This window comes from Streptomyces sp. CRCS-T-1 (assembly GCF_024442335.1).
Lineage (GTDB): Bacteria > Actinomycetota > Actinomycetes > Streptomycetales > Streptomycetaceae > Streptomyces > Streptomyces koelreuteriae.
In genome coordinates this window covers 5,129,324-5,143,974 of sequence record NZ_CP101651.1, presented here as the reverse complement: position 1 = coordinate 5,143,974, position 14,651 = coordinate 5,129,324, and the positions used below count along the sequence as shown (strand labels likewise).

At 69.7% G+C, this 14,651-nt stretch carries 12 protein-coding genes; 1 reads left to right on the top strand and 11 read right to left on the bottom strand.

The window, feature by feature from the left end:
* Window positions 1–208: 208 nt before the first annotated feature.
* The 6 genes from NNW99_RS23325 to NNW99_RS23300 all read right to left on the bottom strand — a co-directional run bounded on the left by NNW99_RS23325 (window position 209) and on the right by NNW99_RS23300 (window position 6,330).
* Window positions 209–1,855 carry a beta-N-acetylhexosaminidase gene (locus NNW99_RS23325; RefSeq protein ID WP_215121075.1) on the bottom strand — a complete coding sequence of 549 codons (1,647 nt, stop codon included), beginning with the start codon at window positions 1,853–1,855 and terminating at the stop codon, window positions 209–211.
* A 4-nt stretch (window positions 1,856–1,859) separates the two neighbouring features.
* Window positions 1,860–2,705, bottom strand: coding sequence for a carbohydrate ABC transporter permease (locus NNW99_RS23320; protein WP_193478365.1), 846 nt, complete (start codon window positions 2,703–2,705; stop codon window positions 1,860–1,862).
* Complete coding sequence (locus NNW99_RS23315; RefSeq protein WP_215124422.1) at window positions 2,702–3,529, bottom strand: carbohydrate ABC transporter permease; 828 nt, start codon at window positions 3,527–3,529, stop codon at window positions 2,702–2,704. Before NNW99_RS23315 ends, NNW99_RS23320 begins: the two co-directional genes overlap by 4 nt.
* A 401-nt stretch (window positions 3,530–3,930) precedes the next feature.
* Entirely contained in the window at window positions 3,931–5,229 is a 1,299-nt protein-coding gene (locus tag NNW99_RS23310) for an extracellular solute-binding protein (protein ID WP_215121074.1), read from the bottom strand.
* Window positions 5,230–5,446: 217 nt separating this feature from the next.
* Window positions 5,447–5,728, bottom strand: a complete 282-nt coding sequence (locus NNW99_RS23305; RefSeq protein WP_010039914.1) for a DUF3039 domain-containing protein — start codon at window positions 5,726–5,728, stop codon at window positions 5,447–5,449.
* 29 nt (window positions 5,729–5,757) lie between these two features.
* The gene (locus NNW99_RS23300) at window positions 5,758–6,330 is read right to left on the bottom strand and encodes a YqgE/AlgH family protein (protein WP_215121073.1); all 573 of its coding nucleotides are present in this window, start codon (window positions 6,328–6,330) and stop codon (window positions 5,758–5,760) included.
* Between the two features lie 252 nt (window positions 6,331–6,582).
* Here NNW99_RS23300 and murA point away from each other — a divergent pair, with 252 nt between their 5' ends.
* Complete coding sequence (gene murA / locus NNW99_RS23295) at window positions 6,583–7,923, top strand: UDP-N-acetylglucosamine 1-carboxyvinyltransferase (RefSeq protein ID WP_215121072.1); 1,341 nt, start codon at window positions 6,583–6,585, stop codon at window positions 7,921–7,923.
* Window positions 7,924–8,291: 368 nt separating this feature from the next.
* On the opposite strand, the gene NNW99_RS23290 is transcribed toward murA, so the two are convergent.
* The 5 genes from NNW99_RS23290 to NNW99_RS23270 all read right to left on the bottom strand — a co-directional run bounded on the left by NNW99_RS23290 (window position 8,292) and on the right by NNW99_RS23270 (window position 14,348).
* Window positions 8,292–8,573 (bottom strand): HU family DNA-binding protein, encoded by a 282-nt coding sequence (locus NNW99_RS23290; protein ID WP_215121071.1) that lies wholly within the window; start codon window positions 8,571–8,573, stop codon window positions 8,292–8,294.
* Between the two features lie 290 nt (window positions 8,574–8,863).
* Complete coding sequence (locus tag NNW99_RS23285; RefSeq protein ID WP_215121070.1) at window positions 8,864–10,282, bottom strand: NAD-dependent malic enzyme; 1,419 nt, start codon at window positions 10,280–10,282, stop codon at window positions 8,864–8,866.
* A 368-nt stretch (window positions 10,283–10,650) separates the two neighbouring features.
* Window positions 10,651–12,939, bottom strand: a complete 2,289-nt coding sequence (locus NNW99_RS23280; RefSeq protein WP_215121069.1) for a UvrD-helicase domain-containing protein — start codon at window positions 12,937–12,939, stop codon at window positions 10,651–10,653.
* A 60-nt stretch (window positions 12,940–12,999) separates the two neighbouring features.
* A complete protein-coding gene (locus NNW99_RS23275; RefSeq protein ID WP_285439955.1) occupies window positions 13,000–13,827 on the bottom strand; it encodes a zf-HC2 domain-containing protein in 828 nt (275 codons plus the stop codon).
* Window positions 13,827–14,348, bottom strand: a complete 522-nt coding sequence (locus NNW99_RS23270; protein WP_010039908.1) for a sigma-70 family RNA polymerase sigma factor — start codon at window positions 14,346–14,348, stop codon at window positions 13,827–13,829. Before NNW99_RS23270 ends, NNW99_RS23275 begins: the two co-directional genes overlap by 1 nt.
* Between the last annotated feature and the right edge of the window lie 303 nt (window positions 14,349–14,651).

Genomic DNA, 14,651 nt, shown 5'->3' with positions numbered 1-14,651 from the left:
GGTACGTGCTGACAGGGCGGACGTGGCAACTCTGGCACATCTTGGCGAGAGCCGAAGACACGGGTCCGCTAGGAGGCATTCGCCCACCTCATCGGGGAGATGGTCCGTTTTCGCACGGGTTCACCAGTGCGTGCCGATTGGCACTTTCGGTGACCCTTGTGCGCATTATCCGTGGCCTGTTCGAGCTGTTCGGTAGTCGCGGGACGTCCTAGCGGTGGGGCGGCGGGCCGTCGATCGGACGCCCCAGCACCCCGGGACGCCGCTGCCAGGGCAGCGGTCCGGTGGGGGGCCGGTAGGCGACGCCCAGGGCGTCGAGCCGCCGGTAGTGGGTGGTCATCCGCTGCTCGAAGCCGGTGAAGTCCCGTTCCGCCGGGGCGGGCAGCGCGCTCCAGGCGACCTCGGCGAAGGCCGCGAGCCGGGGGAACGCCTGGTAGTCCACGCGCGCGTGGTCCTCCATCACCTCGGTCCACAGGTTGGCCTGGGTGCCCAGCACGTGCCGGGCCTCCTCGGGCGTCAGCTCCGGCGGCACCGGCTCGAACCGGTAGACGTCCTCCAGGGTGCGCACCCACCCGATCGGTACCGGCTCGTCGGGGCCCGGGTCCTGACGGTGGTCCAGATACACCTGCTGCTCGGGGCACATGACGACGTCGTGGCCGGCCCGGGCGGCGGCGATGCCTCCGGCGTAGCCGCGCCAGGAGGAGACGGCCGCGCCCTTGGCCAGCCCGCCCTCCAGGATCTCGTCCCAGCCGATCAGCCGCCGTCCGCGCGCGGAGAGCCACGCGTCGAAGTGCCCGACGAACCAGGACTGGAGCTCGTCCTCGTCCGCGAGCCCGAGTTCCCTGATGCGCGCCTGGGCGGTCTCCGAGCTCCGCCACTGCTCCTTGGGGCATTCGTCGCCGCCGATGTGGACGAACTCCGACGGGAACAGCTCCAGGACTTCCTCGAAGACGCCCTCGTAGAAGCGCAGGGTGTTGTCAGTGGGGGCGAGTACGTTCGGGTTGATTCCCCAGGTGTCCCAGACGGAGAGGCTGTTGCCCCCCTCAATGGATGCAGCGATGACGTCGGTGTTGCCGAGTTCCGGGTACGCGGCGATGGCGGCCTGCGAGTGGCCGGGTACGTCGATTTCGGGGACGACGGTGATATGCCGCTCGGCGGCGTAGGCGACGATCTCCCGGATGTCGTCCCGGGTGTAGTAGCCGCCGTGCGGCTTCTCCTCCCACAGGGGTGAGGCGCGGTGGCCGGTTTTGGTACGGGCCCGCCAGGAGCCGATCTCCGTCAGCCGTGGATGCCGCTCGATCTCGATGCGCCAGCCCTGGTCGTCCGTCAGATGGAAGTGGAAGACGTTGAGTTTGTGCGCCGCCATCAGATCGAGGTAACGCAGGACGCCTTCCTTGGGCATGAAGTGCCGGGCGACGTCGAGCATCAGGCCGCGCCAGCGGAATCGGGGCGCGTCCTCGATCGTGAGGTGCGGCACGGACCGGGCGCGGTCGGGGCCGAGCGGGGCCCTGCGGTACGTGTCGGGGCCGAGGAGCTGGCGCAGCGTCTGGGCGCCCCAGAAGACACCGGCCGCGCTGCCGCCCTCGATGAGGACGCCGTCGGGGTCGCTGACGAGGCGGTACTCCTCGGGGCCGAGGTCGGGGTCGAGTCGGAGCCGGATGCCGTCGTCGCCGGGTTCGCACCCTTCGTGGAGCGGCAGGCCGGTGGCCTGCCCCAGGGCGGTGCGCAGCCAGTGGCCGACGCCCTCCGTCCCGGGGCCGGCGCGGAGCCGGGAGTGCGCCGTGAGCCGCACCTCACCGGTGCCGGAGCCGGGGCCGGGGCCGGTGACGACGCTGCGGGGTGCCGGAATCAGATCCATCACGTCAGTCCTTTACCGCCCCGCCCAGCCCCGACACGAGCCGCCGCTGCACGAGTACGAAGAAGACCAGGACCGGGATCGTCATCACCGTGGAGGCGGCCATGACGCCGCCCCAGTCCGGGTCGTCGGGCTTGTAGAAGACCAGCAGCGCCATGGGCAGCGTCGACTGGGAAGTGTCACTGATGATGAACGACTTGGCGAAGAGGAAGTCGTTCCAGGCGGAGATGAAGGAAAACACGCTGGTGGCCACGAGGCCCGGCAGGACGAGGGGGAAAAGGATCTGCCAGAGGAATCGCGCCCGGCTCGCCCCGTCGATGTACGCGGCCTCCTCCAGCGCCTCCGGAACGCCTTTCACGAACCCCCGCAGCATCCAGATCGCGAAGGGCAGCGAGAAGGCGATGTGCGGCAGGATCAGCGAACCGAGCGTGTTGAGCTGACCGAAGTCCCGCATGAGGAAGAAGAGGGGGATCGTGAGGGCTTCCACGGGCACCATCTGGGCCACCAGAAACATGATCAGCAGGGTGGTCCTCAGGCGGAAGCGGAATCGTGTCACGGCGGTCGCGGCGAGAAACGCGATCAGCGCGGAGGCGATCACGACACAGCTCGCGACGACGAGGCTGTTGAGGAAGTAACGGCCGAATTCCTGCTGCCCGAAGACGCGCCGGAAGGAATCCAGGGAGGGCGCGAGAGTCCACGGCCTGGGCTCGCTCGACTCGATCTCCCCGGCCGGTTTGAAGGCGCTGAGCACCATCCAGTAGAGGGGGAAGGCGACGACCACCGCGATCAGCAGGGCCGAGGCCTCGGCGGCCAGCCGTCCCGGGCGGCGGACACGGGCGCGTAGAAGATTCACAGTTCCTCTCCCTGCCGGCGCAGCAGCCGCAGGTACACCAGCGTGACGGCGAGCAGGATCAGCAGCATCACGACGCCGATCGCCGAGCCGAGGCTGTACTGCGAGGACGCGAACGCCTGTTGGTAGGCGTAGACGTTCAGGACCAGGTTCTGGCCCGCGATGCCGCCGCCGTTCGTCATGACGTAGATCTGCGTGAAGACCTTGAAGTCCCAGATGACCGACTGGATGGTGACGACGACCAGGATCGGGCGGAGCATCGGGGCGAGTACGGAGCGCCAGATCCGCCACTGCGAGGCGCCGTCCAGGGCGGCGGCCTCCAGGACCTCGGAGGGGACGGCGCGGATACCGGCGTACACGGTCACCATCACGAACGGGAAGGAGCACCACACCACTTCGAGCAGGACGAGGAAGAAGGCGCTGATACGGCCGTACGTCCAGGAGTGGTCGCCGAGTCCCAGCATCCGGTTGACCGGGCCGAAGTCCGGGTCGAAGAGGAACAGCCAGACGGTGGAGCCGGTGACGGCCGGGGTCGCCCACGCGCCCAGCGCGGCCAGCATCAGCGCGAGCCGCGGCAGGGCCCGTACGCGCGTGAGGAGCACGGCGAGGGCGCAGCCGACCGCGAGCGTGGAGACGACACAGGCCGCCGCGAACAGCACGGTGGCGAGCAGCACCTGCCAGAACTGCGGGTCCCCGAACAGCTCGGCATAGTTCCCGAACCCCTGGAACGTGGTCGGTTCGCCGCCGCTGACCTGGGCCTGGGTGTACTCGAAGAACGAGATCAGGCCGAGTTGATAGATCGGGTAGACGAGCAGCCCGCCGAGCACGAGGAGCGCGGGCGCGAGGTAGAGCCAGGGCGTCCAGCCGCCGGAGGCGCCGACGGATCTGCCGGGCGCGGCCCGTCGCGACCCCGGACGCCCGCTCCGCGCCCCGCCGGCGGCCTTGCCCGAAAGCCGGCGCGGCGAACCGCCGCCCTCCTCTGCGTGGGCCTCGCGGGAACGATCCCCGACCGACCCGGCCGGACCGCCGGGCGCTGCGGCGACGCTCGTGGAAGCGGGCGCGGCATGGCCGCCGGGCAGGTCGCGCGCGGCTCCCGCCGCGACCTTCCCGACAGGACCGCCCGCCGCCCCGGCAGTTCCCGCCAAGCCGGCACCAGGCGGATCGACCCCGGCGGTGTCGGTCCCGGCCAGGCCGGCTTCCGCCGATTCCCCACGGTCGTTCATCCGGGTCACCCGGCGGAGCCGAACGCGGTGTTCATCTTCTTCGCGGCGGCCTCGGAGGCGGCGGGGACGTCCTTCTTGCCCGCGATGACCTCCTGGAACATCGTCGGCAGGACGAGTGAGGAGTCGATCTGGGCCCAGGCGGGTGAGGCGGGGACGAACTTGGTGCCGGCCGAGAGGGTCTGGACGAAGGGCTTCACGAACGGCTCCTCGGTCGCGACCTGCTGGCGTACGTCCGTGAAGGTCGGCAGGAAGCCCATCGCGCCGAAGAGCTCGGTCTGGGTCTTCTTCGAGGCGAGCTGTTCCATCAGCTCGACGGCGAGCGTGCGGTGCGAGGTGCTCTTCAGGACGCCGATGTTGTTGCCGCCGGCGAAGGCAGGCGCGATCGAGCCGGACTTCACACCCGGCAGGGGGACGACGGCGTACTTGCCCTTGACCTTCCCGGCCTCGACGGCGGTGTGGCTGAAGTCGCCGCCGATCGCCATCCCGGCCTTCCCGGCGGCGAAGGCGGAGACCGTGTCGTTGCCGCCCATGCCCGCGCACTTGGCGGCCGGGCAGTTGTCGTCGCCGAAGAGGGACGTGTACGCCTCGATGCCCTTCTGGGCCTCAGGGCTGTCGATGCCGGAGGCGTACGAGCCGCCCTTGCCGTTGGCGAGTTCACCGCCGTTGGCCCACACGAACGGCATCGCGCCGTAGGTGTAGGCGCCGCCGACGACGAGCCCGTAGAGGTCGGGCTTCGCGGCGCGGATCGCCCGGGCGGTGGAGGCCAGTTCGTCCATCGTCTTCGGGGGCTTCAGACCCAGTTCCTCGAAGACGTCCGTGCGGTAGTACAGGGCGCGGACGCCGACGTAGAACGGGGCGCCGTACATCTTGCCGTCCACCGTCACCGACTGCTTCGCGGTCGGGTCGGTGTCCTTCGCCTCGCTCCAGTCGCCGAAGTCCTTCGTGACGTCGAGGAGTCCGCCGTCCTTCACATAGCCGGCCGTGTCGGTGTTGCCGTACTCCATGACGTCCGGAGCGGAGGCGGGGTCGTTGAAGGCGGCCTTGACGCGCTGGGCGCGGGTCTCGATCGGGATGTACTCGACCTTGACCTCGGTGCCCTTGTGGGCCTTCTCGAAGTCGGCGACGACCGAGTCGACGACCTTCTCCTTGGGGGTGTTGCCGACCTCCTGGAAGAGCCAGACACGCAGCGCGCCGGTCTTCTCGTCCTTGTCGGAGGAGGAGTTACCGGAGGTCTGGGGCGCGCAGGCGGTGGCCAGCAGGGCGGCGATCGCCGTGAGCCCGGCAAAACGGACGGACAGCTTCATGAAGTGCTCCTCCGAGGGGGTGTTGCAACATGCGCAATGAAGGTTTCGCTGTGCACAACACATCGGAGGCTAGGGACTGCATGAACACGACCACAAGAGGTCTCAACCACTCTGTGACCGGCGGAAGCACCCCGCGCAACGCCCGGACAGCGCAAAAGCCTCCAGGGCACGCAAAACGCACCCTGGAGGCCTTGGGATCACACGGGCCGGGCGCCGACTACTTGTCGCCCTTGCCCTTGTCGTCGTCGCCGGAGCCCATGGACTCGTAGATCTCCTTGCACATGGGACACACGGGGTACTTCTTCGGGTCGCGGCCCGGCACCCACACCTTGCCGCACAGCGCCACGACGGGGGTGCCGTCGAGGGCGCTCGCCATGATCTTGTCCTTCTGGACGTAATGGGCGAAGCGCTCGTGGTCACCGTCACCGTGCGAGGTCTGCGGCGTCGGCTCTACGAGGGTCCCCGTACCAGTCCCGCGCTCGGGCTCGAGAGTGCTCATAGGCCCCAGGGTACTGAAGCTCACACGCATCAGTTGAGCGAAGGGTCGTCCGGATACGTCGCCACCATCGCCAGCTCGCCCCGCTGGCGGCGCAGCACGTCGCGCCAGAGCCGCTCGGGACACGGGGACGAGACATCGCCGGGCTCCGACTCCACGACGTACCACGCGCCGTCCACCAGCTCGTCCTCCAGCTGGCCCGGGCCCCAGCCGGCGTACCCGGCGAAGATCCGCAGGGAGCCGAGGGCCGAGGCCAGCAGCTGCGGCGGGGCCTCCAGATCGACCAGGCCGATCGCGCCGTGGACCCGGCGCCAGCCCAGCGGGCCCGCCTCCCCCGACGCTCCGCCGGGGACGACCGCGACCCCGAGGGCCGAGTCCAGCGAGACCGGACCGCCCTGGAAGACGACGCCCGGCTCGCCGGCGAGATCCCCCCAGCCCTCCAGGATGTCCTCCACGTCCACCGGGGTGGGACGGTTGAGGACGACACCGAGCGAGCCCTCCTCGTCGTGGTCGAGGAGCAGCACCACCGCGCGGTCGAAGTTCGGGTCCGCCAGGGCGGGGGTGGCCACGAGCAACCGCCCTGTGAGCGAGGACACCTCGGTCATGCCAGACATGATCCCGCATCTTCCCTCCGCGTGGGGAGGCAATGAGGGGACACGAGGGAACGCAGCTCAGGGCGCGCTGAAGCAGTACACGCGCACGAAAGTGACCGTGACCCCATGTGCCCGGCACGGAACCGTTCGTGTTGTGACAGAGCTATGACGTGTCTGGGTCTGACTCAGGCTTACAGAAGGGGGGTGGTGGGCGATTACCCTTTCCCTTCTGGCCCCTGCCCGACTCCACGGAACGCGAGATTCATGACCGTCAACGACGATGTCCTGCTTGTCCACGGCGGAACCCCGCTGGAGGGCGAGATCCGTGTCCGCGGTGCGAAGAACCTCGTACCGAAGGCCATGGTGGCGGCGCTGCTGGGCAGCGCTCCGAGCCGGCTGCGCAATGTTCCGGACATCCGTGACGTCCGGGTCGTGCGGGGCCTGCTGCAGCTTCACGGTGTGACGGTCCGTCCGGGGGACGAGCCCGGCGAACTGGTGATGGACCCGACGCGCGTGGAGAGCGCCAACGTCGCTGACATCGATGCCCACGCCGGTTCGAGCCGCATCCCGATCCTGTTCTGCGGTCCGCTGCTGCACCGTCTCGGCCACGCCTTCATTCCCGGCCTCGGCGGCTGCGACATCGGCGGCCGGCCCATCGACTTCCACTTCGACGTGCTGCGGCAGTTCGGCGCGCGCATCGAGAAGCGGGAGGACGGGCAGTACCTGGAGGCGCCGCAGCGGCTGCGCGGTACGAAGATCCGGCTGCCGTACCCGTCCGTCGGCGCGACCGAGCAGGTGCTGCTGACGGCGGTCCTCGCGGAGGGCGTCACGGAGCTGTCCAACGCGGCCGTCGAGCCGGAGATCGAGGACCTGATCTGCGTTCTGCAGAAAATGGGCGCGATCATCGCGATGGACACCGACCGGACGATCCGCATCACCGGTGTGGACAAGCTCGGCGGCTACACCCACCACGCCCTGTCGGACCGGCTGGAGGCCGCGTCCTGGGCGTCGGCGGCGCTGGCGACCGAGGGCAACGTCTATGTCCGCGGCGCGCAGCAGCGCTCGATGATGACGTTCCTGAACACCTTCCGGAAGGTGGGCGGGGCGTTCGAGATCGACGACGAGGGCATCCGCTTCTGGCACCCCGGCGGGCAGCTCAAGTCCATCGCGCTGGAGACGGACGTCCACCCCGGCTTCCAGACCGACTGGCAGCAGCCGCTGGTGGTGGCCCTGACGCAGGCGACGGGCCTGTCCATCGTCCATGAGACGGTCTACGAGTCCCGCCTCGGCTTCACCTCCGCCCTGAACCAGATGGGCGCGCACATCCAGCTCTACCGTGAGTGCCTGGGCGGCTCCGACTGCCGCTTCGGTCAGCGCAACTTCCTCCACTCGGCGGTCGTCTCCGGCCCCACCAAGCTCCAGGGCGCCGACCTGGTCATCCCCGACCTCCGCGGCGGCTTCTCGTACCTCATCGCGGCCCTCGCCGCCCAGGGCACGTCCCGGGTCCACGGCATCGGCCTCATCAACCGCGGCTACGAGAACTTCATGGAGAAGCTGATGGAGCTCGGCGCAAAGGTCGAACTCCCGGGCAAGGCCCTGGGCTGACCCGACGCGGGCCTCATGCCCGCCTGACCGACGCCCGGGGGCATCACCCCGGGCGTCAGTCGTACGCGCGGGCAGCGCCCGTCCGGCCGGGGGTCCGGGGGTTGCCCCCGGGCAGGCACAGCATGGAGAAGCTGATGGAGCTCGGCGCAAAGGTCGAACTCCCGGGCAAGGCCCTGGGCTGACCCCACGCGGGCCTGAAGCCCGTACGACCAGACGCCCGGGGGCATCACCCCGGGCGTCAGTCGTACGCCGGGCCGGCGCAGCCGTAGAGCGCGCACTGATGCCAAAGGGGCGGCCACCCGAATCGGGTGGCCGCCCCTTGGTTTCACTGTGCCTCGTACGCCGTCCGGGGCGTACGAAGAGCAGGATTACTTACCCTTGGCGGATTCCTTGAGCTTCGAGCCCGCGGAGACCTTCACGCTGTAGCCGGCCGGAATCTGGATGGGCTCGCCGGTCTGCGGGTTGCGGGCGGTGCGAGCGGCACGGTGGGTGCGCTCGAAGGTCAGGAAGCCGGGGATCGTGACCTTCTCGTCGCCCTTGGAGACGATGTCGCCGACGACCTCGGCGAACGCGGCCAGCACGGCGTCGGCGTCCTTGCGGGTCACCTCGGCGCGGTCGGCCAGCGCGGCCACCAGCTCACTGCGGTTCATGTTGTTACTCCCGTGTTCATCTTGCCGTTGAGGCGTCAGATCGAAGCCGATGCTGCCAGGGTCCTCCGTGAGTCCCCGGACCGGGTCCGTCGTCAGACCCTCGCGCCCAGAGACGCATCCTGCCCCTACCTGCGGCGGGAAAGCCAATCCGGCACCCGCACGAGTCGTGAGTACACCCTTCAGGAGTCACACGAAACGAGGGCCTGAGCCTGGCCGCCACGATAGGGCTCCGCTGCTCACAGAGGTCCTGCGACGCGCCGTTCCCCGGGCGGCCGTGGGGATACTCACAGTCAGAGGGCGGACGCCCCCACCGCCTTGGCGGCCTCCCGCACGGCCCCGGCGACCGCGCCAGCGACCTTGTCGTTGAAGACGCTCGGGATGATGTAGTTCGGGTTCAGCTCGTCCTCGGTCACCACGTCCGCGAGGGCCGTCGCGGCGGCCAGCATCATCTCGGTGTTGACCGTACGGGACTGCGCGTCCAGCAGACCGCGGAAGACACCCGGGAAGACCAGCACGTTGTTGATCTGGTTCGGGAAGTCGGAGCGGCCCGTCGCGACAACGGCCGCGGTCTGGCGGGCGATTGCCGGGTCGACCTCGGGGTCCGGGTTCGCGAGCGCGAACACGATGGCACCGTCGGCCATGGCGGCCACGTCGTCGCCGTCGAGGACGTTCGGGGCCGAGACGCCGATGAAGACGTCCGCGCCGCGCACGGCCTCCTTGAGCGTGCCCGTGAGGCCCTCGGGGTTGGTGTTGTCGGCGATCCAGCGCAGCGCGGAGTCCGGGGCGGCGTCCACCAGGTCCTCGCGGCCCGCGTGCACCACGCCGTGGATGTCGGCGACGACGGCGTTCTTGACGCCCGCGGCGAGCAGCAGCTTCAGGATGGCCGTACCGGCCGCGCCCGCGCCGGACATGACGACGCGGATGTTCTCGATCGCCTTGCCCGTGACACGCAGCGCGTTCGTCAGCGCGGCGAGGACGACGATCGCGGTGCCGTGCTGGTCGTCGTGGAAGACGGGGATGTCGAGGGCCTCGCGCAGCCGGGCCTCGATCTCGAAGCAGCGGGGGGCGGAGATGTCCTCGAGGTTGATGCCGGCGAAGCCCGGGGCGATGGCCTTGACGATCTCGACGATCGCGTCGGTGTCCTGGGTGTCGAGGCAGATCGGCCAGGCGTCGATGCCGGCGAACCGCTTGAAGAGGGCCGCCTTGCCCTCCATGACGGGCAGCGCGGCCTTCGGGCCGATGTTGCCCAGGCCCAGCACGGCGGAGCCGTCCGTCACGACCGCAACGGAGTTGCGCTTGATCGTGAGGCGGCGGGCGTCCTCGGGGTTCTCGGCGATCGCCATGCAGACGCGGGCCACGCCGGGCGTGTAGACCATGGACAGGTCGTCACGGTTGCGGATGGGGTGCTTCGACGCCATCTCGATCTTGCCGCCGAGGTGCATGAGGAAGGTCCGGTCCGAGACCTTGCCCAGCGTGACGCCCTCGATGCCGCGGAGTTCCTCGACGATCTCGTCCGCGTGCGCGGTCGACGAGGCCGCGATGGTGACGTCGATACGGAGCTTCTCGTGACCGGACGCGGTGACGTCGAGGCCGGTCACCGAGCCTCCGGAGGACTCCACGGCGGTGGTGAGCTGCGAGACGGCGGTTCCGCTCGCGGGCACCTCCAGCCGGACCGTCATCGAGTAGGAGACGCTGGGCGCCGTTGCCATGGCCGACTTCCTCTGCTTTCACCTGACGCTGAGTTGTGCCGTCCGATAGTCGCACCTACCGCTGGGTAGCTGGTAGCCGCCTCCGATTGCGAACTTTTTGTTCGCGAAACGGGCCAGCAAAAAGAGACCCACGTCACGTCGGACGTGGGTCTCTGCGCAAGTCCCCTGAAAAGATTAAGTGGCACCGACCCGCCATGCTCGCCTCGCGGCAAGTGGTCGCTCGTAGCGACGAAGGTTGGGCCCGGGGGCTTGGATCGAGCCGGTGCCACATCCAGGCTAACAAACAGATCCCGTAAGGCCATTCCCGTACCGGGAGTTCATTTCGCCGGCAAGTGGGTATCGGGCCGCGGTCCGTCGGACGGCCGGGATCAGTCCCTCAGCAGGTCCGGAACTCCCGCCGCGTCGGGCTCGTCCCGCTCCGCCGAGACGACCGTGAGCTGCTGGGTGGCCCGGGTCAGCGCGACGTAGAGCACACGCAGTCCGGCCGGGGACTCGTCGGCGATCTCCGCCGGGGAGACCACGATCGTCGCGTCGTACTCCAGGCCCTTGGCCTCCAGGCTGCCGAGGGCCACCACCCGGTCGCCGAGCCCGGCGAGCCAGCGCCGGGCCTCCGCGCGGCGCTGCATGGCGACGACCACGCCGACCGTGCCGTCGACGCGCTCCAGCAGCCGGGCCGCCTCCTCGCGGACGGTTTCGCCGAGGCTGTCCTCGACGACCGTGAAGCGGGGTTCGACGCCGGTGGAGCGGACCGCTCTCGGGGACTCGGAGCCGGGCATGGCCAGCGCCAGCACCTTCGAGGCCAGCTCGGCGATCTCGGCCGGGTTGCGGTAGTTCACGGTGAGTTCGAAGCGTCGGCGCGGGCGGGTGCCGAGGGCCTCGTCGCGGGCCTCGGCGGCCTCGTCCGGGTCGGACCAGGAGGACTGGGCCGGGTCGCCGACGACCGTCCAGGTGGCGTGCCGGCCGCGGCGGCCGACCATGCGCCACTGCATGGGGGTGAGGTCCTGCGCCTCGTCGACGATGACGTGCGCGTACTCGGTGCGTTCCTGGGCGAGTCGCTCGGCCCGCTCGCGCTGGGACTCCTCGCGCACCGGCATCAGCTCCTCCAGGCCGGTGAGCTGGTCCAGCGGGTCGAGCTCGCGCTTCTTCCGGGGGCGGGCGGGGGCGCCGAGGACGGCCTGGAGCTCGTCGAGCAGGGCGATGTCGTGCACGGAGCGGCCGTCGCGCTTGAGGGAGCGGGCGACCTTGCGGACCTCCCCGGGGTTGAGGATCCGCCGGGCCCAGCGGCCGAGGCGCCGCTCGTCGCTCATGGCGTCCAGGACGGCAGCCGGGGTCAGCTCCGGCCACCAGGCGTCGAGGAAGGCGATGAAGGCGTCCTCGGAGGTGATGTCCTCGTCGAAGGAGGAGCGCAGCTCGGCGGCCAGCTCCGGATCGCTGTGCCGGTTGGCCGAGCCGGACTGCTCCCACAGGGCGTCCAGGAGCAGCTTGCGGGCGCGCGGGCGCAGCAGGTTGACGGGGGCGGTGCCGCCGAGGGCGGCGCGGCGGATGCCCTGCAGTTCCCGGTCCTCCAGCTCAAGTCGGCGGCCGAAGGCGACCACGCGCAGGCGGGTCGGCGTGTCGTTGAGCTCCAGGGCACCGCGGGCGGCCTTCCGCAGCACCTTGAGCATGCGGTAGGAGCCCTTGGCGCGGGCCACGGACGGGGCGTCGTAGAGCGTGGCCTCGCTGCCGTCGACGAGGGAACCGATGGCGCGGATGGCGACCTGGCCCTCCTCGCCGAGGGAGGGCAGCACGCCCTCGGTGTAGGCGACGAGCAGCGGGGTCGGGGAGACGATCAGGATGCCGCCCGCGTACCGGCGCCGGTCCTGGTAGAGGAGGTAGGCCGCGCGGTGCAGGGCCACGGCGGTCTTGCCGGTGCCGGGGCCGCCTTCGACATAGGTCACGGAGGCGGCGGGGGCGCGGATGACCAGGTCCTGTTCGGCCTGGATGGAGGCGACGATGTCGCGCATGGTGTGGCTGCGGGCCTGGCCGAGCGCGGCCATCAGGGCGCCGTCTCCGATGACGGGCAGTTCGTCGCCGTCGAGGAAGGCCGTCAGCTCGGGGCGCATCAGGTCGTCCTCGACGCCGAGCACCTTGCGGCCCTTGGAGCGGATCACACGGCGGCGGACGACCCGGCCGGGGTCGACGGGGGTGGAGCGGTAGAAGGGGGCGGCGGCCGGGGCCCGCCAGTCGATGACCAGCGGGGCGTAGTCCTGGTCGAGGACGCCGATGCGGCCGATGTGCAGGGTCTCGGCGATGTCGGCGGTGTCGTCCGCGCGAACGGCGCCCTCGGCGGGCTCCACCGCTGTGTACGCGCCGTCGGGGCCCTTCTTGCCGTCCTTGCCGGTCAGCAGGTCGATACGGCCGAAGAGGAAGTCCTCGAACTCGTTGTTGAGCCGGTTGAGGTGGACGCCCGCCCGGAAGACCTGCGCGTCCCGTTCGGCGAGTGCGCCGGGCGTGCCGACCTGGCCGCGCTGGGCCGCGTCGTTCATGAGGAACTCGGCCTCGTGGATCTTCTCCTCGAGGCGTCGGTACACCCGGTCGAGGTGTTCCTGTTCGACGCTGATCTCGCGGTCTCTCAGGGAGTCTTCGAGCGCGGTTTCCTGTTGAGCCTGAGCGGCCACCGGGCCCCCTTCTGACGTGCATGGCAGCCGTCTACCGTACGCGAAGGGGACCCCGAAAGGCTACGCGTCGACCTCGACCAGGCGCTTGCCGTCGAAGGTCACGATCTCGAAGTGGTCGATCTCGTTGGGCTGGAAGGCGGCGCCGCCCTGGACGTACAGCGGCTCCTTGGCCTTCTCGGTCGTGGCGTCCGGGATGCCGTAGCCCCAGTTCGGGACGGACCAGGAGGAGAGCGTCTCGCGCTCGCCGTTCTTCCCGACCGCGACGAGGGCGCACTTCAGCGGGCCCTTGAGGTTCTTCGCCTCCAGGACCATGCCGGTGCCCCAGTCCTTCTTCTGGAGGGCGACCGTCGCGGTGACCTTGGTGGTCGGGTCGGTGGCCGTGATCTTGTCGGAGATGCCGTTGAAGGCTTCCTTGGCCGGGCTCGCGGAGAGCGGGCGGTTCTCCGCGCCGGAGCTGTCGCCGCCGCCGTTCGTCGCGACCGCGACGAAGGGACCGCCGGCGATCAGCGCGGCGGACGCGGCCACCATGTAGAAGCTGCGGCGGCGCTTCTGGGCGCGGCGCTCGGCGACCTCGTCGACGAGCTTCTCCACCAGGCGCGGCCGGGGCTTCGCGGACAGCGACTCGCCGATCGCGGGTGTGCCGGAGCCGGGCAGGTCGGCGAGGGCGGCGAGCATCGGCTCCATGCCGGCCAGCTCGTCGAGCTGCTGGGCGCACCATTCGCAGCCCGCGAGGTGGGCTTCGAAAGCGGTTGCTTCGGCGTCGTCGAGGATGCCGAGGGCGTAGGCGCCGACGGTCTCGTGCTCGTTCGGCACCGGGGATTCCTGCATGGGTCCTGACATACCCATGCCTCCCGTACCGAACCCTTGGTTACCCCCGTAAACACTCATCACGCCGTCACCCCCCGCTCCTCCAGTGCCAGCTTCATCGAACGCAGGGCGTAGAACACCCTGGAGCGGACGGTGCCGCTGGGTATGCCCAGGGTCTCGGCCGCCTCATTGACGGTACGCCCCTTGAAGTACGTCTCGACGAGCACCTCCCGGTGGGCGGGGGTCAGGTCGTCGAGTGCGTCCGACAGAGTCATCAGCCACAGCGCCTTGTCGATCTCGTCCTCCGCGGGGATGACCTCCAGCGGCGACGGGTCGACCTCCTGCGGCCGGGCCTGCCGGCTGCGGTGGCCGTCGATGACGATGCGCCGGGCGACCGTCACCAGCCAGGGGCGTACCGATCCGGTCGCCCGATTGAGCTGACCGGCGTTCTTCCAGGCACGGATGAGCGTCTCCTGCACGACGTCCTCGGCGCGCTGCCGGTCTCCGGCGACCAGTCGCAGGACGTAAGCCAGCAGGGGACCGGCGTGTTCTCTGTACAGAGCACGCATCAGCTCCTCGTCGGGTTCCGAGGGCTGGGACATGCGATGTCGGGCCCTCGGTGCACGTTCATTGGCCACGACGGAATCCTTGCGCACGCCCACCTCCGGTGTCCGGGGGTTCCCCCAGTCGGTCGCTCCACATGCCGTACGCAAGCGAGCGGTTGGGCGTTCAACGAGAGGCGACAGATTTCTTCGAGATGACGTGACGAGCTGGACATGGGGTCACATTCCCACCCCGCGATCTTCACATTTCCGCCACATGAGCAAGATCAACTCAGGGCTTCCCTACGGTGGCGTAGGTAAACGGTATGTAATCGAAATCACTTCGACAGCGCGTTCGCAGAA

Coding starts and splice junctions, on each gene's coding strand:
- NNW99_RS23275 (WP_285439955.1), bottom strand. CDS start 13,827: ATGAGTGTTTACGGGGGTAACCAAGGGTTCGGTACGGGAGGCATGGGT.
- NNW99_RS23325 (WP_215121075.1), bottom strand. CDS start 1,855: ATGGATCTGATTCCGGCACCCCGCAGCGTCGTCACCGGCCCCGGCCCC.
- NNW99_RS23285 (WP_215121070.1), bottom strand. CDS start 10,282: ATGGCAACGGCGCCCAGCGTCTCCTACTCGATGACGGTCCGGCTGGAG.
- NNW99_RS23310 (WP_215121074.1), bottom strand. CDS start 5,229: ATGAAGCTGTCCGTCCGTTTTGCCGGGCTCACGGCGATCGCCGCCCTG.
- NNW99_RS23290 (WP_215121071.1), bottom strand. CDS start 8,573: ATGAACCGCAGTGAGCTGGTGGCCGCGCTGGCCGACCGCGCCGAGGTG.
- NNW99_RS23300 (WP_215121073.1), bottom strand. CDS start 6,330: ATGACCGAGGTGTCCTCGCTCACAGGGCGGTTGCTCGTGGCCACCCCC.
- NNW99_RS23270 (WP_010039908.1), bottom strand. CDS start 14,348: ATGTCCCAGCCCTCGGAACCCGACGAGGAGCTGATGCGTGCTCTGTAC.
- NNW99_RS23305 (WP_010039914.1), bottom strand. CDS start 5,728: ATGAGCACTCTCGAGCCCGAGCGCGGGACTGGTACGGGGACCCTCGTA.
- murA (WP_215121072.1), top strand. CDS start 6,583: ATGACCGTCAACGACGATGTCCTGCTTGTCCACGGCGGAACCCCGCTG.